Annotated in this window: 12 protein-coding genes; 7 read left to right on the top strand and 5 right to left on the bottom strand. The window is 66.2% G+C overall.

Features of this window, described 5'->3' with window-relative positions:
• Positions 1 to 81 precede the first annotated feature (81 nt).
• A complete protein-coding gene (locus O3I_RS25410; RefSeq protein ID WP_014985860.1) occupies positions 82 to 519 on the top strand; it encodes a hypothetical protein in 438 nt (145 codons plus the stop codon).
• Between the two features lie 88 nt (positions 520 to 607).
• On the opposite strand, the gene O3I_RS25405 is transcribed toward O3I_RS25410, so the two are convergent.
• Positions 608 to 4996 carry a hypothetical protein gene (locus O3I_RS25405; protein WP_014985859.1) on the bottom strand — a complete coding sequence of 1463 codons (4389 nt, stop codon included), beginning with the start codon at positions 4994 to 4996 and terminating at the stop codon, positions 608 to 610.
• Entirely contained in the window at positions 4959 to 5504 is a 546-nt protein-coding gene (locus O3I_RS25400) for a hypothetical protein (RefSeq protein WP_041562870.1), read from the bottom strand. The genes O3I_RS25405 and O3I_RS25400 overlap by 38 nt, the downstream gene beginning before the upstream one ends.
• Positions 5505 to 6788: 1284 nt before the next feature.
• On the opposite strand from O3I_RS25400, the gene O3I_RS25395 reads away from it, so the two are divergent.
• A complete protein-coding gene (locus O3I_RS25395) occupies positions 6789 to 7496 on the top strand; it encodes an SDR family NAD(P)-dependent oxidoreductase (RefSeq protein ID WP_014985857.1) in 708 nt (235 codons plus the stop codon).
• Between the two features lie 93 nt (positions 7497 to 7589).
• Here the strand turns inward: O3I_RS25395 and O3I_RS42980 are convergent, their stop codons facing one another.
• On the bottom strand, positions 7590 to 8237 hold the full coding sequence (locus O3I_RS42980) for a TetR/AcrR family transcriptional regulator (protein WP_014985856.1): 648 nt from the start codon (positions 8235 to 8237) through the stop codon (positions 7590 to 7592).
• 727 nt (positions 8238 to 8964) lie between these two features.
• Between O3I_RS42980 and O3I_RS25385 the strand changes: the two genes are divergently transcribed.
• On the top strand, positions 8965 to 10152 hold the full coding sequence (locus tag O3I_RS25385) for an alanine--tRNA ligase-related protein (protein ID WP_014985855.1): 1188 nt from the start codon (positions 8965 to 8967) through the stop codon (positions 10150 to 10152).
• 200 nt (positions 10153 to 10352) lie between these two features.
• Positions 10353 to 11219, top strand: a complete 867-nt coding sequence (locus tag O3I_RS25380) for an alpha/beta fold hydrolase (RefSeq protein WP_014985854.1) — start codon at positions 10353 to 10355, stop codon at positions 11217 to 11219.
• A 263-nt stretch (positions 11220 to 11482) separates the two neighbouring features.
• Here O3I_RS25380 and O3I_RS25375 read toward each other — a convergent pair whose 3' ends face one another.
• On the bottom strand, positions 11483 to 12415 hold the full coding sequence (locus tag O3I_RS25375; protein WP_014985853.1) for an SDR family oxidoreductase: 933 nt from the start codon (positions 12413 to 12415) through the stop codon (positions 11483 to 11485).
• 82 nt (positions 12416 to 12497) lie between these two features.
• On the opposite strand from O3I_RS25375, the gene O3I_RS25370 reads away from it, so the two are divergent.
• Positions 12498 to 13079: a TetR/AcrR family transcriptional regulator gene (locus O3I_RS25370; protein WP_014985852.1), complete on the top strand. Its 582-nt coding sequence runs from the start codon at positions 12498 to 12500 to the stop codon at positions 13077 to 13079.
• A gap of 139 nt (positions 13080 to 13218) precedes the next feature.
• Here the strand turns inward: O3I_RS25370 and O3I_RS25365 are convergent, their stop codons facing one another.
• On the bottom strand, positions 13219 to 13824 hold the full coding sequence (locus tag O3I_RS25365) for a hypothetical protein (protein ID WP_014985851.1): 606 nt from the start codon (positions 13822 to 13824) through the stop codon (positions 13219 to 13221).
• A gap of 239 nt (positions 13825 to 14063) precedes the next feature.
• On the opposite strand from O3I_RS25365, the gene O3I_RS25360 reads away from it, so the two are divergent.
• Positions 14064 to 15635 (top strand): LVIVD repeat-containing protein, encoded by a 1572-nt coding sequence (locus tag O3I_RS25360; protein ID WP_041562868.1) that lies wholly within the window; start codon positions 14064 to 14066, stop codon positions 15633 to 15635.
• Positions 15632 to 16300, top strand: coding sequence for a DUF305 domain-containing protein (locus O3I_RS25355; RefSeq protein WP_041562867.1), 669 nt, complete (start codon positions 15632 to 15634; stop codon positions 16298 to 16300). The genes O3I_RS25360 and O3I_RS25355 overlap by 4 nt, the downstream gene beginning before the upstream one ends.
• Positions 16301 to 16307: the final 7 nt, after the last annotated feature.

Here is a 16307-nt window from a genome sequence, read left to right as displayed (position 1 = left end):
CGTCGAGTTGCCGTGCGGCGCCAGGGCCGGGCAGGCTGGTCTTCGCTCGCAACGGCGCATTCCCGCAGGAGGATTGACCAGATGCCGAACTGGCCGACGCTCGACCCCACCGAACAGCACGACAAGCTCACCGAGATCACCAGCGAGGTGCTCGCCACCCTGCCGATCGGCTGGACTCGGCTTGTCGTGCGCGCCAAGATGATCGGGACGCATGCGGAATCCGACACCGGAGTGCGGATGCCCGACGGCACGATCCGAGCCTGGTCCTTCCCGCCTGATGTCTGGCGGAAGTTTCAGCAACTGCGGAAAGGAATGTATATGCAGGGACTCGGATCGTGGATCGAGTTCGAGTACATCCTGGATCCGCCCGACCGCTTCACCATCGAGTACAACCGAGACCAGCTACCCGCCTTCTCGACACCGCCGACAGCTGAGCACTTCGGCACCGAGAACAGGTGGTTTCCGCGCTCGGGCCAAGACATGCCGGAGTGGTTCCGCGAGGGGCTGAGTCGAACCTAGCGACTCGTCGCCGGTGCCCTGCCCGCCCGCGGAACCGCGATCAATGCTGCTGATTCGGCGGTGACCAGGCTGGACGGCGCGCGTCCGGTCATGGTGCGGCGTACGTCGCTGTCCCGAGATCGACGCCGTCCACAAGTTCCGGCGCCGTACCGTCGTCGGCGACACAGGCTACGGCTCGGCGGATTTCGGCATGCAGGACGCCTACCACGTCGAAACCGAGAGCCGCGAGAAGCGGTTCGGCGCCGCGCTCGAGCAGTGCCATCGCCAGGGCCCAGTTGTCGCGGAGGGCGGCATAGAGCTGACGCCAGGCGAACTCCGGAGCCCGGTGCAGCAGCACGGGGAACAGGTCGGTGATCACCTCGTGGTAGATCGACGGATCCGGATCGAGGCCGAGTGTGGCTGCGTCCATGAGCAATTCGACCGGGTCGACCAGGGCGGCGCAGGTCGGCGAGACCGCGAACTGGAGCAGCGTGACGACGCGGGTGGCCCGATCGCGGCGGCGCGCCTCGGCGAGAACCTCCATGCTGAGGTCGCGAAGAAGCGCGTCCCCGGCCGGGCGCAGCCCCACGGCGAACGCGACCAGGCCCGCGACCGCGGGCAACCGGTCACCGGTCATCAGCTCGCGGACTCGATCGGTGAAGTCCCGGTAAGGAGCCCTGCCCGGTGGATGGAACAGCAGGTCCACCAGCGCGGCGTAGAGCGGGTCGGGGATGCGTGGCATCGGCGCGGACACCGTCGGCTGTCCGGTACTCGAGATGATCAGGTGTTCATGGACCCACGCCATGGCGCGGCTGATGCTCCACGGCACCTCATCGAATCCGGTTTCGCCCGGAGGCTCGGACAGCATCGCGGCGTGCAACTGCCGATAAGGCGGGAACGGCCGGCTGCCCTGCACCGCACTGATCATGTACCCCGACGAACCCTCGTAGCCGAAAACCATTGCGAAGGCATCGGTCAGATATCGTGCTCCGCTCTGGGACAGGAACGCCATGGCGGAATCGGCCTCATACGGAATGAGCCAGAAGGCGGCGTCGAACCGGGCGCGATGGTCCGGCCGCACGTAGGCGAAGGGAGTCGCGTCGAGCTGGTCGTCGAAAACCCATTCGTAGCGCCGCATTCGGGCGAGCGCCGTACGGAACTGCGCCCACATGCTGTTCGCTGTTTCGTCGTTGTTGTCGACGGCGACGCTCGCGGCGAACTGGAACATCGTGGCCAAGCCGACAACTCGCTCGCCGTCGTCGGCCAGCGCGCCGACCAGTGCGATCGCGCGCCGCAGATCATGGCGAGCGAGGTGTTGGGCGAAGACCCGGGTGGTGCGTGCCCAGCTGTAGGGGTTTGCGATTGCTGTCGGTCCGGGTGCCAGCGCGCGGACCAGGTCGCCCGGCGATCGGTGGAAGCGGTTGCGGCACAGCGTCGCCCAGTCGCGCATGTGATTGGTCGAATACACGAGGGCGAATTCCCGCGCACCGGGTGCGTCGGCCCGCTCGCTGTCCGCGAGCCGGAACGGCACGGTTTTCGGGGCGTCGACCAGCGGGCGGGCCTGGCCGGGACGATCGAGACATTCGTGTAGCAGTGCGGCCGCCTGCTCGGTGTCGCCGGCGTCCAGGTGACGATGCGCGAGCAGCGCGAGGACGCTGTAGCGGTCCGTATTCATTTGGGACCAGGTGATTTCCGCCAGCTCTCTGGCTGTCGCAGACGCTCGTCCGAGGTCGAACTCGGCAAATCCCAATGCAACACTACGCAATTGGCTTTCCCGGTGCATCCGGCTGATGACGTCCAGGTCCGGGCGGTGGGCGGGGATCGTGGCGTGTGCGTCCTCGATCATTCCCACCGCGTCGGCCGTGTCGAACTCGGCCACCACCGAGGCTCGCCCGACTCGGCACCAGACGGAATTGTTCCACTCGTAGAGTTGGTTCAGCAGCCGGCCACTCTCGAATACCGCACCCCATCTCGCCTGCAAGCGTGCCGCTCGCAGAAATGCCTCTTCGGTGTGTCCGTTGACGGGGACGGTCGAGAGACGGCGGAGCAGGTGCTGAGCCGTCGCCCGATCGGTGTCGGCCAATTCGGAGGCGGCGTCGACCAAGCCGCGCCCCAGCGCGCCGGCGTCGTCGCTGCCCCGCTCGACTTCCGCGAGCAGCTCCGCACGATGCCGATCGGCACGGTCCGCCGCGTGCGGCAGCCAGGCCCGGAAAAGCCTGGCGCGACAATGCAAACGGCCCGCCGTGGTGGCTTCGGTCAGACTCGACTCGGCCAGCCGAAGCAGCTCGGGCGCGTCCTCGGTACCGGGGCGGGCGGCGAGATCCAGGTAGTCACCTGCCCGATCGGTCTGGATCGCGGCGACGAGTGCTCGAGCCGCGCGGCCGTCACTGGTTGCCGCGGCCGCGCGATACAGCGCGTCCGGCGGATGGTCCTCGCGCCAGCCGGAGTCGGGTCGCCGGGCCCGCTCCCACAGCACGAGGGCACGATCGAGATCGTACGGCGCGATCGCCGTCGCGGCCCATCGCAGCGGGTACTGGACCGGTTGCAGCGTGCCGATCTCGCTTGCCGGTACCGTCAACGCGCTCTGCACCAACAGGTCGCGCAGGCGGGCGTCGCTCGCGCCTCGCGGCGCGTGCCGCACGATCTCGTGCATGCCCAGGAACTGCTGATACGACGGCGGCACGGCGAGCACATGCTCGATCGCCACCTCGGTGCGCCCCATCCGAGCCAGCAGGCCGAGCACGCCGGGCGCAACCTCGTGCACCGAGCGCAGCGCTTGGCGACGGACCACGCCCAAATACAGAATCGCCGGTAATCCCGTTGTCAGCGAGGGGTTTTCGAGAGCCCGATCTGCGGCGAGTTCGACCAGTCCGAGGAAGTGGCGGTCGCTGCCCAGGGAAGCTCGGATGGCGCGACGCAGCCCGGGGCAGACGAGGTCGGCCAGCTCCGCTGCGACGGCGGCGCGGCTGCCGGCCATGTGCCTGCCGAGGTGGACGAGCCCGTAACGGTCGACACTATCCCAGTCGACGGCGGCCCATGAGGCGGCTCGGCCGCGGTAGTGGCGGACGATGCGCTCGTGCCACTCCTGGGCGTCGACCGCGTACTCGGGTCGCAGCCGATGGGTCGGCTCGCTGGTGAGGAATTCGCCGATCGAGTTGTGATACAGGGTGATTCGATCGTCGCGGACGTCGAGCAACCAGCGCAGCCGGGCCAGGATGTTGCGTACCGAACTCGGCCAGACCCGCACGCCGGCCAGCGTGCTGAGTTCATCGGTGGTCAACGCGTCTCCGGCCACCGCGAGCACGCCGAGAATCGGCTGCACCACCCCTTCCCAGGCAGGTGTCAGCGTGTCGTCGGCGCTGACGGGGTCGCGGATCTCGAGGAGGCCGAGCCGGGTGAGGTCGGTGCGCAGGGTGTCGATGAAATACGAGTACAGACCCGCCAGGCCGGGCGGTAGTCCAACAACCTCGAGTAGTCGCGCGGTCTGTGGCGCATCCGCGGCGAGCGCATCGCTCAATGCCCGCGCATAGGTGGACAAATAGAGAAAGTTTCCGTCGGCGCGGTCGGCGACATCGCGGTGGAATTGATCGAGCAGATAGCCCTGCGCCCGCGCGGCCGCCGCGATGGGTTCGGTGCTCAGCACCCGCCGGGCGTAGCCGACGAGGTCGTCGGCCACCTGTGGGGAGCCTGGATCAATGAGTATCTCAGCGAGCTGTTCGATGCGCGCGGATCGCAGGTGACCGAGTCCGGCATGCGGCCGAGACGTCATGAGGACACAGATGTTCGGTGGCAGTTCGGGTCCGTCGGCGAGCCAGCGCAGAAGGCTCGGTGCGGCTTGGTCGCCCGCCAGTTCGTCGAGCGCGTCGAGCAGGATCACGATCCTGGCGGCCGGGTCCGTCGCGAGCAGGACTTCGGCCGGCGCGAGCAATGCCAGATGCGCCAGATTGTCCGGCTCCAGCAGCCGGGGTTCGAGAGCGGCGTAACCGATTTCGATACCGGTCACCGTCCCCGAGACCTTGCTGATCCGCTGTTCCACCTCGAGGACGGCGGTGCGATGGAACGGCGAGACGGTCAGGTCCTCGATGCGGATGCCGATCGCTCGACCGCCGTGCGCGACCGTCTCGATGTGCTGGCGGACGACGACCGAGAGGCGTTCGGGTTCGAACAGCTCCGGCCGCGCGCGGGCGAGCTGGTGGCCGACGGACAGCAGAAACGACTGGATGTCCCCGCCTGCCGACCGGGTTCGGCTGTCCTGGCGGATGAAGTAGCGGAGCCAGTCGGGACGGGCGTGCGACAAACCGGCGAGCAGGCTGGTTTTGCCCGCTCCCGGCTCGCCGATCACCAGGACGTACCTGTTGGCTTCGGCTGCCGCTGTCACGCTGTCCCGCAACCATTTACGCTCGACGAAGTCCGGCCCGACCCGGTCCCGGATCAGCTCGGCGAACGGGCGTGGGCCTCGGTCACCGCTCCCGGCGGTCGGCTCCGAGATCGACTCCAATAGCTTGCCCTCCCGCGGCCACCTCGCGCACCCGCGTGTGGCCCTCGATCGTGCCCTCCGCGCGGTCGGCGCGCACCGCGGCCACGTAGCCTGCTACCCGGTCCGCGTCGATGCTGCCGCGCACCTGCGCCGATTCTCGCCCTTCGCCCGCGAATACCAGCGGCGTACCGTGGATCGTCTCCAGCACGCGACGGAGTGCGTCGACGAGGTGGAGCAGGCGTTCGTCCGACGGCGCGACCGGGTCCACACCGGCCGCGTATTCGTGCAGATCACTGCGCAACGCGCGCAGTTCGGGTTCGAATCGCTCCACCTGTGTCATGTCCGGCGCGGGGAGTTGTTCGGGTTCGGTCACGATCGGCGGCGTCTCGAGGTCGGTGCCCGGGTCCGATTCCGTGTCCGAACCCGCACGTCGCCGCCGGAGCAACTCACCGGCCTGGTCGTAGAGAAACCTGACACCCTCGGACAACGCGGCCGTACCCAACACGGCCAGGGGCAGAAATTCCTCCACGTGGCCGATGCTACCCGAGAGGTTCACGTGCAGAACTCTTTTCAAGACGCCACCGGGTCGGCGCCGCCGTGCACGACCGGGTCGCCTGCGGTCGGTCGGCGGATCGGAAGTCCACCATTGGCCGGTGCGAGCCGCGCCGAATGAGATCCGGCGTAGGCAAATCCGGCATGTTCGGGGAGCGGCCGCACCCCTCGATGCGCAACAGCTATGTCCCCCAAGCGGTTCGAACCAGCTTGGCGGGGTTGTTGGTGCCAACCGGTTCACACGATTGAGATTACTTGGGGTAAAGTGTAATTTTCAAGACCGATGTAAACGTCCGAACCTCGGGGTCCATGTGTGGTGTGCGGTGAGTGCCTGTACGAGTTCGGCCTCGTTCGTGTTCGGCGAGGGGAAGTGCTCGGCCGCGGAGTCGGTAGCCGGGCGACGATCCGCTCTGCATGCGTCCCGTCGGAGGCCTCGCGTGAACCCGAGACGGTATTACTATAATACCGTTCGTCAAGTCTTGGCGCGCCATCGATGGAGTGACGAGATCGAGCGGGCGCCCCGGGCGCGGCGGGATCGACATCGTCGCCGCGATGTGTGTCGTGTCGAGCTGTTTGTCGGGACGGGCCGTGGGTCGCCGGGTTTGCCGAGACTTGTTCTCTCCGGGCTGTAGTGCCGCTGGCCGTCAGCTGGCTGCTTCGCGTGCGGAGTCGCTGGTCCGGGCGGTACGGAGTCGGCGTTTTCGGTGCTCATCCGCGTCGTGCGGCCAGCCAGATCGCCGGAACGGCTCGGCGTCCTGTGCGGCTGCGCCCGCGTAGCGCGCCGGGCGGCACGTCCGGTGTGTCGGTGATCTCGCTTCTTGTCTCGATCCTGGCAAGCGACCGCGCGCCGCGCGCGCGTCATCGGCCAGTTTCGCGCTAGTGCGTGCGTAATGCACGCGCATCGTTAGTCCTGGGAAAGGGTCCCATGAACCGCACGATCGTGACCGCGGGGCGGATTCACTGCGTGGAGGGTCGAGGGCGAACCGAGGCGTTATTCCAAAATGATAATACGATAATACTGTTGCTGAGCACCTTTCGTGACTGGTGGGCCGTCCCGGAAGCTGAGGGCGGCTCAAGTGTTGACAGGTTAATATTAACGGAGCAACATTCATGACGTGGACCTGTTCTCCTACCCCAGCCTTCGCGCACATGTGCCGCCGGCGGTGGCGGACGGAGTCACCAAGCGGCGCAAGCAAAAAGGAGATGACGTCGGATGGCTGAAGCCTTGGTGGGGGATGGTCGGAAGCGGGGTGGGTGGGCAGTGGTTGCCGGTTCGGCGGGTGGCATCGGGCGGGAGGCCGCATTGCGGCTGGCCGAGGATGGATACTCGGTGCTGGCTTGCGGTGATGACGGCACCGGTGTGGCGGAGACCTGCAAATTGATCGAGTGGTCCGGGGGACGGGCGGTCGATCTGGTGGCCGATTTCGGGGACCCTGTGGCAACAGCTCGGTTGATCGGGGAGATGACCCGGTTGTTGTCGGGTGCCCCGGTGCAGGTGCTGGTCAACAACGCGGGGGAGGTCGACTACGGATCGACCGAGGATGTGTTCGACACCGTGTTCAATCTGAATGTGCGGGTGCCTTTTTTGCTGGCGGGTGCGCTCGCCCCGTCGATGGCGGCGCGCCGCGTGGGGGCGATCGTCAACGTCGGCGGGTTCGGTGCTCGAGTGGGCCTGCCGGACAATGGCTGGGCCCGGGCGGCGCGGGCGGCGCTGGTCGAGTTGACCAGGTCGTGGTCGGCCGAATACGGGCCGAGCGGGGTCCGGGTCAATTTCGTGGACCCCGGCGACCTGTTCGCCCCACCCCGGGAATTGCGTCCGGGCGAGGTAGCGCAGGGTGATAGCGGGCCTTCGGAGGTCGCGGAGGCTATCCGGTTCCTCGTCTCTTGCCGGGCCGCCCATGTGCACGGTGCGTTGTTGACCATGAACGGCAAAGTGGGCGTGGCGGAGCGCTGCCTTCCGCCGGCTTGACTTGCGAGGCCAGCGAAACATGTTGCGTTATAGCGCAATCGGCCCGTTTCGGCGTTTCCGAGGACCGATGTCCCGCAGCGGCGGCGCGGATGCCTATTCGTGGTTCGGTTCGAGCAGGGTGGCGATCATCGCCGTGGCGTGCCACCGCTCGAATTCCCGGTGGCTCCAGCCGCGTTCGTCGACCAGGCGCTGATAGTTCGTGTACTGGAGCTGCAACCAGAGCACGTCGGTCGCCGTGCGGCGTGAGATCCCCCGGCGCAGCGATCGGGTCGCCGCGACGGCGGCCACGACGCTACCGGCCGTCTCGAGCAGTTGCTGCTGCGTCGATTGCAAAAGTTCCGCCAGCTCGGGATCGGTGCCCGCGGCCTGCTCCAGTACTCCCTGCAACGGCCGCGCTCGCCGCATGATCGCGGCCGTGTGCGTGGCGAACCGCTCGAGCAGCCGGCGGGGGTCGTCGATCGTGAGGATCTGCGCCATCGTCGAATCGGCCTCGGTGGCGTCACCGTCGTTGTCTACGTATTGTCGGGCGAGCGCGAACAATTGGGCTTTGTTGCCCGCGGCGAATACCGTCGGACGGGAGACGCCGGCGCAGGTCGCTATCTGATCGATGGTGGCGCCGGCGTATCCGCGTTCCGCGAACACCTGCATCGCGGCTCGTACCACGATGTCCCGGGTGCGCCGCGCGGCCTCCTCGCGCACCGGGGAGCGGTACGTGCGCTGCAAGCGATTGACGTCTGCCATCTGGTCCGATTTACTCTCAGTTACGTTAATTTATTCATGATAAGCGGAAGGCGGGCTGACGTGAACGCCGGTCGATGTCGCCGCGCGCCACTCTCGTTGGCATCTAGCTGATGTCGGCCTCATCCGGTGTCGTCTCCTACCGCCTGCGGCGGTGTCCGCCGGAATGGTTTTCTACGACAAGAAGCGTATCAGTCGGATGTGCGAACTCGTCGGACGCTGGTCACACGGCCGTTCGGCGGTAGAGAAGCGCCCATCGGAATAGAAGTCGACGGATTACGACGGGCGAATCCGATGATGTCATCGAACGGCGCAAAAGATCCACGAGACTCCAAGTGTGTTTCACCGAAAGCCGGGTCGGCGACAAGTTCGGCAGAAATTTGCCGACGGACCAAAAGGATAGTTTGCTGGCCGGGACAATTACTTCGGCGGGGTTACGGGGGTCGTCCGAGGCAAGTCGGTGCGGCTCATGTCGGTGTGGGTGCCGATCACCGCACCGGCCGAAAATCGGTCGTGCTCTGCACGGTCTCGTTGTTACAGTGCGTCCATGAAGGTCAATTCGCGAATCGCTGCCGCGGCCGCACGAGCTCTCAGCTCGCCGGTCGCTGCCGCCTGACCTTCTCCCCATGTCAGCTGACCGGAAACGGTCCGCTGGCATGCGTCGGTCTTGTTGCAGGACTTGCCATCTGCGGTCGCTTCCGGTCGATTTCCCATCGATGGAGCAACCACCGTGATCACGACAGACCAGACTGTTCGAACCTTCCTCGACTTCTTCCGCGAACGCGGGCACGAACTCACGCCGGGCGGATCGCTCATTCCCGCGCCGGGGGATCCGGTGCTGTTCACCACCTCCGGGATGCACCCGTTGACCCCTTATCTCATGGGCAGTCCGCACCCGCTGGGCCGGCGGCTCACCGGGCTGCAACGCTGCCTGCGCACCACCGATCTCGAGGAGGTCGGCGACGACACCCACCTCACCGTGTTCGAGATGCTCGGGTCTTGGTCACTCGGCGACTACGGCGGATCGCAAAGCCTGCGTTGGGGATTCGAACTGCTGCGCGACGGTTTCGGCATCGATCCCGGCCGGATGCACGTCACGGTGTTCGGCGGTGACGAACACGTCGAGCCTGACCACGAGTCGTGGCGCACCTGTGATGAACTGGGCTTGCCGGTCGAACCGACCACCGACGAGAACTGGTGGTCCAACGGTCCGACCGGACTCTGCGGACCCGATTCCGAGATCTTCGTCTGGACGGGAGACGAAATGCCGCAGGGCACACCGACATCCGATGATCGGTGGGTGGAAGTGTGGAATCACGTCATGATGCGATACGTCCGGCACCTCGACGGCAGCCTCGAATCCTTGCGACGGCCTGGCATCGACACCGGGTTGGGTCTGGAACGATTGGTGCGCATCCTGCGAAACACGCAGTCCGTCTTCGAGATCGACGTCTTCCTGCCCTGGCGGACCACTCTGCCCCGACTCTGGGGCCCGCTGGACGAACGGTCGCTGCGATTGCTCTCGGATCATCTGCGATCCAGCATCGTCGTCCTCGGCGATCGGGTCACCCCATCCCCATCCGGCCGCGGTCACGTACTTCGCCGTTTGATCCGCCGCACCCTGACCACGCTATGGCGCGACGATCCGACCCGAACCCTGTCCGATCTGCCGATAGAGCTGGTCGAACACACCCTCGGGCACTTCCGGCAAACTACGCATCCCCACGATGTGCGCGCCATCCTCCTCGACGAGGAACGCAACTTCGACCGGCTGCTCCAGCGGGGACGAAAGATACTGTCCCGCAACCGTTTCACCGGGCGTCCCCTGACCGACGACGACTACCGCTATCTGCACGACACCCACGGCCTGCCCCGTGATCTGCTGGTGTACCTCGACACCGGAGCTGACGTCAGTTGACCCGTGCTCCGGCACCCGACTCTCTTCCCTTATTCCAATACAACTGACATAATACATCTGACTTGGAAAGGAGTGGTGAGAATGTTCAGTCGGCCGAAGTCCGTCGAAGCACTCACTGAGGACCGCCCGAGGCGGACGGGGGATTGCGCCGCGCCGCATCCCTCGAGCGAGCGCGGCAGTGTCGAGTCGGGGAGTGCGCGATGACTGCGTTCGCCGCCCCTGAGCTGGAAGCAGAATATTTCGCGGCCTACGACGCGGTGATGTCGTATTGGCCGGTACCGGCCGAGACGGTAGACCTCCCGGGTCGGTACGGAACGACGCGAGTCACGTCCGCGGGTCCGACCACAGCGCGGTCGCTGGTCCTGCTCCACGGATACAGCGGGACAGCTGGAATGTGGTATCCGGTCGTCGGCTCGCTGGCCGAGCAGCATCACGTGTACGCCGTGGACACCATGGGCGAGCCGGGCCGTAGTCGACACACCGGCGCAGCCTTGACCAGCATGGACGATCTAGTGGACTGGCTCGCGGAAACGTTCGATCTGCTCGGGCTGCCCGCCGCCGACCTGTGCGGCCAGTCGCTCGGCGGGCACCTCGCGTTCCGGTTCGCGCTCGCCCACCCCGAGCGAGTGCGGCGGCTGGTCCTGCTCGATCCGCCGCTGGTCTTCGCTGGACTCAGTCCCGAGTTCGAGGAGTTGGGTCGCAACCGCGACCCGCACCCCACTTTCGAGGACGCCCGCGCGATGCTGGCACCGGGCGCCCCCGGCAGCGGGCCGGCGGATGTGGAGACATACCTCGACCTGCTCGCGCACGGAGCCGCACACTTCCCGGCCTCGCCGATCGTTCACCCCGAGCTGCCGGACGGGCCGCCACACCTGCCGGTCCCGACCCTCGTCGCCCTGGCCGGCGCGAGCCAGGTGCACGATTCGGCGGCGGCCGCGGAGGTCGCGCGCCGTGCCGGGGCGCACACGGTGATCCTCCCCGGTGCGGGGCACGGCCTCCTGGCCGACGTCGAACCCGTCCGCAGCCTCGTCCTCGAACACCTCCGGCGAACGGACTCGCGGACCTGATATCGCGACCGCGAACCCGAACAGGATGCACGGACACTGCGGCAGTGCACGCCCCCCGGCGACAACACATGCACTGTCCCGGCTCAATCGGTCGAAATACGCTGGTGTGTGCGGACCTTCGCGCATTCGGTTCGGGAGTTAGGCCAGTGGAACACTCCATGCAGGAAGGGCCGATCGCTCGGAACCGTGGCGACAGCGGAACTCCTGCACCCGGAGTCGAGATCCGAATCAGGACTCGTTGACCAGGGACTGCAAGTCGTGATTCACCTCGGCATGGTGTAGTAGCCGGCATCGATGTCATCGATGAGCCGAGGGCCGGTCGGCTCCCAACTCAGCAGTTCCCGGGTTCGAGTGTTCGACGCCGCGGCATTCAGGCCGATGAATTCGGCCATCCAGCCGAAATGAGCCGCCGCGTCGTCGGGAGCCACTTCCTTGACCGGCACATCGAGCCGACTGCCGAATGCTTCGGCGACGGTTCGGATCGGAACCCCTTCCTCGGCACATCCGTGCAGGGTGGATCCGCCGGGGGCCTGCTCGAGTGCGAGGCGGAACAAGGCGGCGGCGTCGGAGCGGTGGATCGCGGGCCAGCGGTTCGAGCCGTCGCCGAGGAAGCCGGAAAATCCTTTGTCACGGGCGATTTCGGCGATCGAAGCCATGAATCCCCGGTCTCCTTTCCCGTGGACGGTCGGGGCGAGACGCACAACGGATGAGCGGATTCCCCGCGAAGCCAGCGCCAGCGTGGCCTCTGCGTTGGCTCGGCGCATCATGGGCATGGCCGCGGGATGCCCGGGTGCAACGGTGCTCACCTCGTGGCCGTCATGCTCGGTCGCCACAGTGCCTGGCGCCACGCCCAAAAGGCCCGAAGCGAGAGTGAACGGCTTGCCCGAGCCCGCCAGTGCCGCACCGACGGCATCGATGACGGCGCGGTCGGCGGCCGCGGCCTGGGCGAATTCGCCGGTGAAAGCGATGTCGTGTTTGAACGCGAGGTGGGCGACGCCGTCGCTGGCGGCGGAGGTGGCCTGTATGAGGTCCAGGTCGTCGATGGTGCCGTGGACGACCTCGGCGCCGAGCGCGGTCAGCGACTCGGCCGACTGCGTTGAACGGGCGAGGCCGACAACGGTGTGGCCGTGGTCGATGAGTTCGGTGACCAGGGCAGAGCCGATCCAGCCGGACGCTCCGGTGATGAAGACGCGCATGCGATTCTCCTCGTGATGTCATAGTGTGACATCACGAGGCTAGCAGTGATGTCACACTATGTCATCACGTATGATTCGGATCATGGGTCGATGGGTGCCGGATTCGCAGGGGCGGCTGATCGCCGCCGCGTTGGAGCTGTTCGTGGCACACGGCTTCGACCAGACGACTGTCGCCGATATCGCCGCGCGAGCCGGCGTGACGCAGCGGACGTTCTACCGGCAGTTCACCGATAAACGCGAGGTGCTGTTCTGGGGGCAGGAGCGTTTGACCGCGACGCTGGTCGCCGCGCTCGACGCCGTGCCCGAGAACGTCACGCCGCTGGATGCCGTGGTCGAGGCCATCGCGGCAGCCGCTGAGTTCTTCGGCGATCAGACCGCGGGCCCGCGGATGCGTCACCAGGTCATCACCGCGAATACCGAACTGCGCGAACGAGAACTGCTCAAGATGGCGATGCTGGCCGACGCCCTGACGCAGGCACTGGGCAAGCGGGGCGTCGCCCCGGCGACCGCCGAATTGGCCGCCCGGACAGCGGTCGCCGTCTTCGAGGTGGCCTTCACGCGATGGATCCAGGAAACGCCGGCACGGCAATTCGCGCAAGTCGTCGACGAGGTCTACCTCGAACTCCAGGCTCTGACATCGACCGTCGACGCTCGTTCTCGCTGACTGAGACCAATTGGGGAGCAACCCAATTCGCAATCGAGGTGGTCGACCTCGGCGCGCGCCGTGCTTGCCGCGCCGTCAGGACCGGCTGGCAACGCTGCCTGCCGAGTCGACGGTCGTGGACATTCCAGTGAACCAGTGACTAACGGCGAACACTCAAGCAGGCGACTCGCGCGCCGGCCATGCCGGCGTTGCCGTCTGTGGTGTCGGTTCTCTTCTCGTGCAAGACAATCGACGCGGGTTGACCCTTGCGGAAGGGCCAATTCACGGTGGAGACCTGGGCGGCCTTGCCGTCCTTGTCGGTGGTGAAGTCGAGCCAGAGTTCGTTCTGCGGGTTAGCGTATCGCGCGTCCATGGACATCGTGTCCTTGGCGTTCGGATCTTGCACATTCTGGTAGTGGAAACCGGAGTCGGCCGGCTTGGCACCACAGGGCTTCAGGTGTGCGTGCGAACCGTAGACGCGGTTGGGGAGCAGCCCGCTGACGAGCAGCACGGCCGTGGTCTTCTCGTCGTCGCTGACGGCGACAACCATGGCACGACTGCCTGCGGGAGCGAGTTTCTGGTCGTAGGTGACGGCGTCGGCGCCGTCCCGCCACGGCCCGAAGGTCCCCGACGAGTAGATGGGTTCGGCGGCGCTCGCGGGCGCTGCTGGAATCAGGAGAACGGCGGCGACGGCACCTAGCAGAAGCGGCTTGTAGTTCATGCGATCAGGCTCCGCCGCGGTGCCGAACCACGTCAATGCACCCATGTGGGGAATGTGTGCGCCGGTCGATCGCTGGCCGGCCTCCGCATCGAGCCGACCGCCTGCGGCCGAATCCGGCCGAGTCGGGGCGGGGAATCGTCGACGCTGTACGAGACCTACCCCACTTTGCGGACCCTGGCGGTGGTGCCGGAAAAGCAAAAATGTGTCGCGCCGGGATAAGGGTGTATTTGCCCTGTGGTGGCAAGAATTGAGGGACTTCTTATAGATGGAAACTGAGGATGTGTATGCCGCACCTATCGACAATTCTCCGGAGGGGGGCCGTCAGCGTGGTGACGGTGCTGTTCGCCTCGATGCTCGTTCCCGGCGGAGCTTCGGCGGATCTGCAATCGGACCTCGCCAACGACGTCCGGGAGTTCTTCGATGTCGGGCGGAGTTCGGTACCGCGGGCAGATTGCGGGCCGGGGTCCATGCCCGAGCCCGGACTGCAAGGTGATGTCCCGGCCGCGGATCGGAACAATGGTCGAAGCAGGCAGGGATACAGCTGCAACATGTCGTTGCTCGGCAGTCCTGGAGAAGCGCGGGGTTCCGGTCTCGTCTCGGCGAGTTTCGAGAATTGCATATACAGCAGCACCCTGTTTCCGGGCATCGTCTTCGGCGAACCGGGGCTGCGGGTATTCGATGCGACGGACCCGGCCCGACCGGTGCAGACCGCGGTGCTGGCCGAGCCTGCGATGGCTTGGGGTACCTGGGAAAGCTTGAAGGTCAATCCGAAGCGTAAGTTGCTCGCCGCCACCGCGGTGCCGACCGGTATGTCGGCGGGGTACTTCTCCGTCTATGACATCAGTGACTGCGCGCATCCGCGACTGTTGAATCCCGGAGTCGGGACCAATCTGCTGCAACCGATGCCCTTCCTGTCCCACGAGGGCGGCTTCTCCCCGGACGGAAACACCTATTGGGCAACGGGTGTCGCGCCGGGTTTGCTGACCGGCATCGATATTTCGGATCCGGTGAATCCACGGATCATCTCGCAGAATGTCACGGGCCTCACCGCGCACGGTTTCGGTATCAGCGACGACGGAAACCGGATGTACATGTCGGTCGCCGCGGGTATCACCACGTTGGACATCAGTGAGGTCCAGAGTCGTAAACGCGATCCGCAGGTATATCATCTCGGCCGGTTGTTCTGGATGGACGGCCAAGCCACACAACACAGCATTCCGGTGACCTACGGCGGAAAACAACATGTGTTCACCATCGATGAGGCCGGTGCCGGGGGAGTCAAACTGATCGATGTCTCCGACGATGCCGAGCCGCGGTTCGTGTCGAAGCTCAAACTGGAGATCAATCTGCTGGAGCACCAGGATTCCGCGTTGGCCTCCGGCATGGGCGGATCGGGGTTCGGCTACAACCCGCACTACTGCAGCGCGGACCGATCCGTCGATCCCACTGCGCTGGCGTGTGGTTGGGGCCAGTCCGGCATCCGCGTCTTCGATGTCAGGGACCCGGCGAACATCCGCGAACTGGGTTACCTGAATCCACCCGCCCGCACCTGGGGGCAACTGGGACTGCCGAATTCGCCGCACGCCTGGGCCTCGCTAGAAGGTCCGCCGGTGGTCGATCCGGTGGCGATCGGCCGCGCGATGGTGGAGGGACAATTCAATCCGCTAGAGGCGATCAGTCCACGGTCGCTGTGGCTCGCGCTCGGTGATCTCTCCGCGGACTGGTGTATGTCGCCACCGGCTTTCCGCGGCAACCAGATACTGGTGACCTGCTCGGACAACGGGCCGATGGTCATGCAATTCGAGAACGGCGTCTACGCCGCGCCCGACAACCAACTCTCCACGGTCGGCTCATGAGCAGGCGTACCTACGTTGCCGCATTGTGCGCCGCCGCGCTGCTGCTGCTGGTGATCGGTGCGAGTGCGCGGCCGCTGTTCGGGGCGACCCGAACAGCGACCGCGCCGGTATTGACCGCGGCCGAAATAGGTTTCGCGCAGGATATGACCGTGCACCACCAGCAGGCGTTGCTGCTGGCGCAACGGCTCGACCCGGCAGCAGATCAGCCGGTGCGGCGGGTGGCGCAAGAGATCGAATACTCGCAGCGCTATGAGATCGGCATCATGCAGGGCTGGCTGCGGCTGGCGCAGGCGGCGCCCACCGCGCGCGAACCGATGGCGTGGATGGCTTCGGATATGGCCGGGCACGGCCATCACGGCTCGGCCGCAACAACTTCCGGGACCGCGCTGCCGTCCATTGGCGCGGCGATGCCCGGCATGGCCGCGCCCGCCGAACTCGATCGCCTGTCCGTGGCCCGCGGACTCGACGGCGAAATCCTGTTCCTGCAACTGATGCTGCGCCACCACCAGGGCGGAATCACAATGGCGCAGGCCATCATCGAGCAGACCCGCACCGGGGCGGTGCTCGATGTGGCGCGGGAGATGCTGCTCACCCAGCGCAAGGAGATCGGGTTCCTCAGTGCCTTGCTGGTGGCCCGTAACGCGGAACCACTGCCGTTTCCCTGAGACAGAC

It is taken from the genome of Nocardia brasiliensis ATCC 700358 (genome assembly GCF_000250675.2).
Lineage (GTDB): Bacteria > Actinomycetota > Actinomycetes > Mycobacteriales > Mycobacteriaceae > Nocardia > Nocardia brasiliensis_B.
This window is presented reverse-complemented; position numbering and strand designations above follow the sequence as displayed.

Bases quoted from the DNA above. Each gene is read 5' to 3' on its own strand.
- O3I_RS25360 (WP_041562868.1), top strand. From the start codon at position 14,064: ATGCCGCACCTATCGACAATTCTCCGGAGGGGGGCCGTCAGCGTGGTG.
- O3I_RS42980 (WP_014985856.1), bottom strand. From the start codon at position 8,237: ATGGCAGACGTCAATCGCTTGCAGCGCACGTACCGCTCCCCGGTGCGC.
- O3I_RS25410 (WP_014985860.1), top strand. From the start codon at position 82: ATGCCGAACTGGCCGACGCTCGACCCCACCGAACAGCACGACAAGCTC.
- O3I_RS25380 (WP_014985854.1), top strand. From the start codon at position 10,353: ATGACTGCGTTCGCCGCCCCTGAGCTGGAAGCAGAATATTTCGCGGCC.
- O3I_RS25355 (WP_041562867.1), top strand. From the start codon at position 15,632: ATGAGCAGGCGTACCTACGTTGCCGCATTGTGCGCCGCCGCGCTGCTG.
- O3I_RS25370 (WP_014985852.1), top strand. From the start codon at position 12,498: ATGGGTCGATGGGTGCCGGATTCGCAGGGGCGGCTGATCGCCGCCGCG.
- O3I_RS25365 (WP_014985851.1), bottom strand. From the start codon at position 13,824: ATGGGTGCATTGACGTGGTTCGGCACCGCGGCGGAGCCTGATCGCATG.
- O3I_RS25375 (WP_014985853.1), bottom strand. From the start codon at position 12,415: ATGCGCGTCTTCATCACCGGAGCGTCCGGCTGGATCGGCTCTGCCCTG.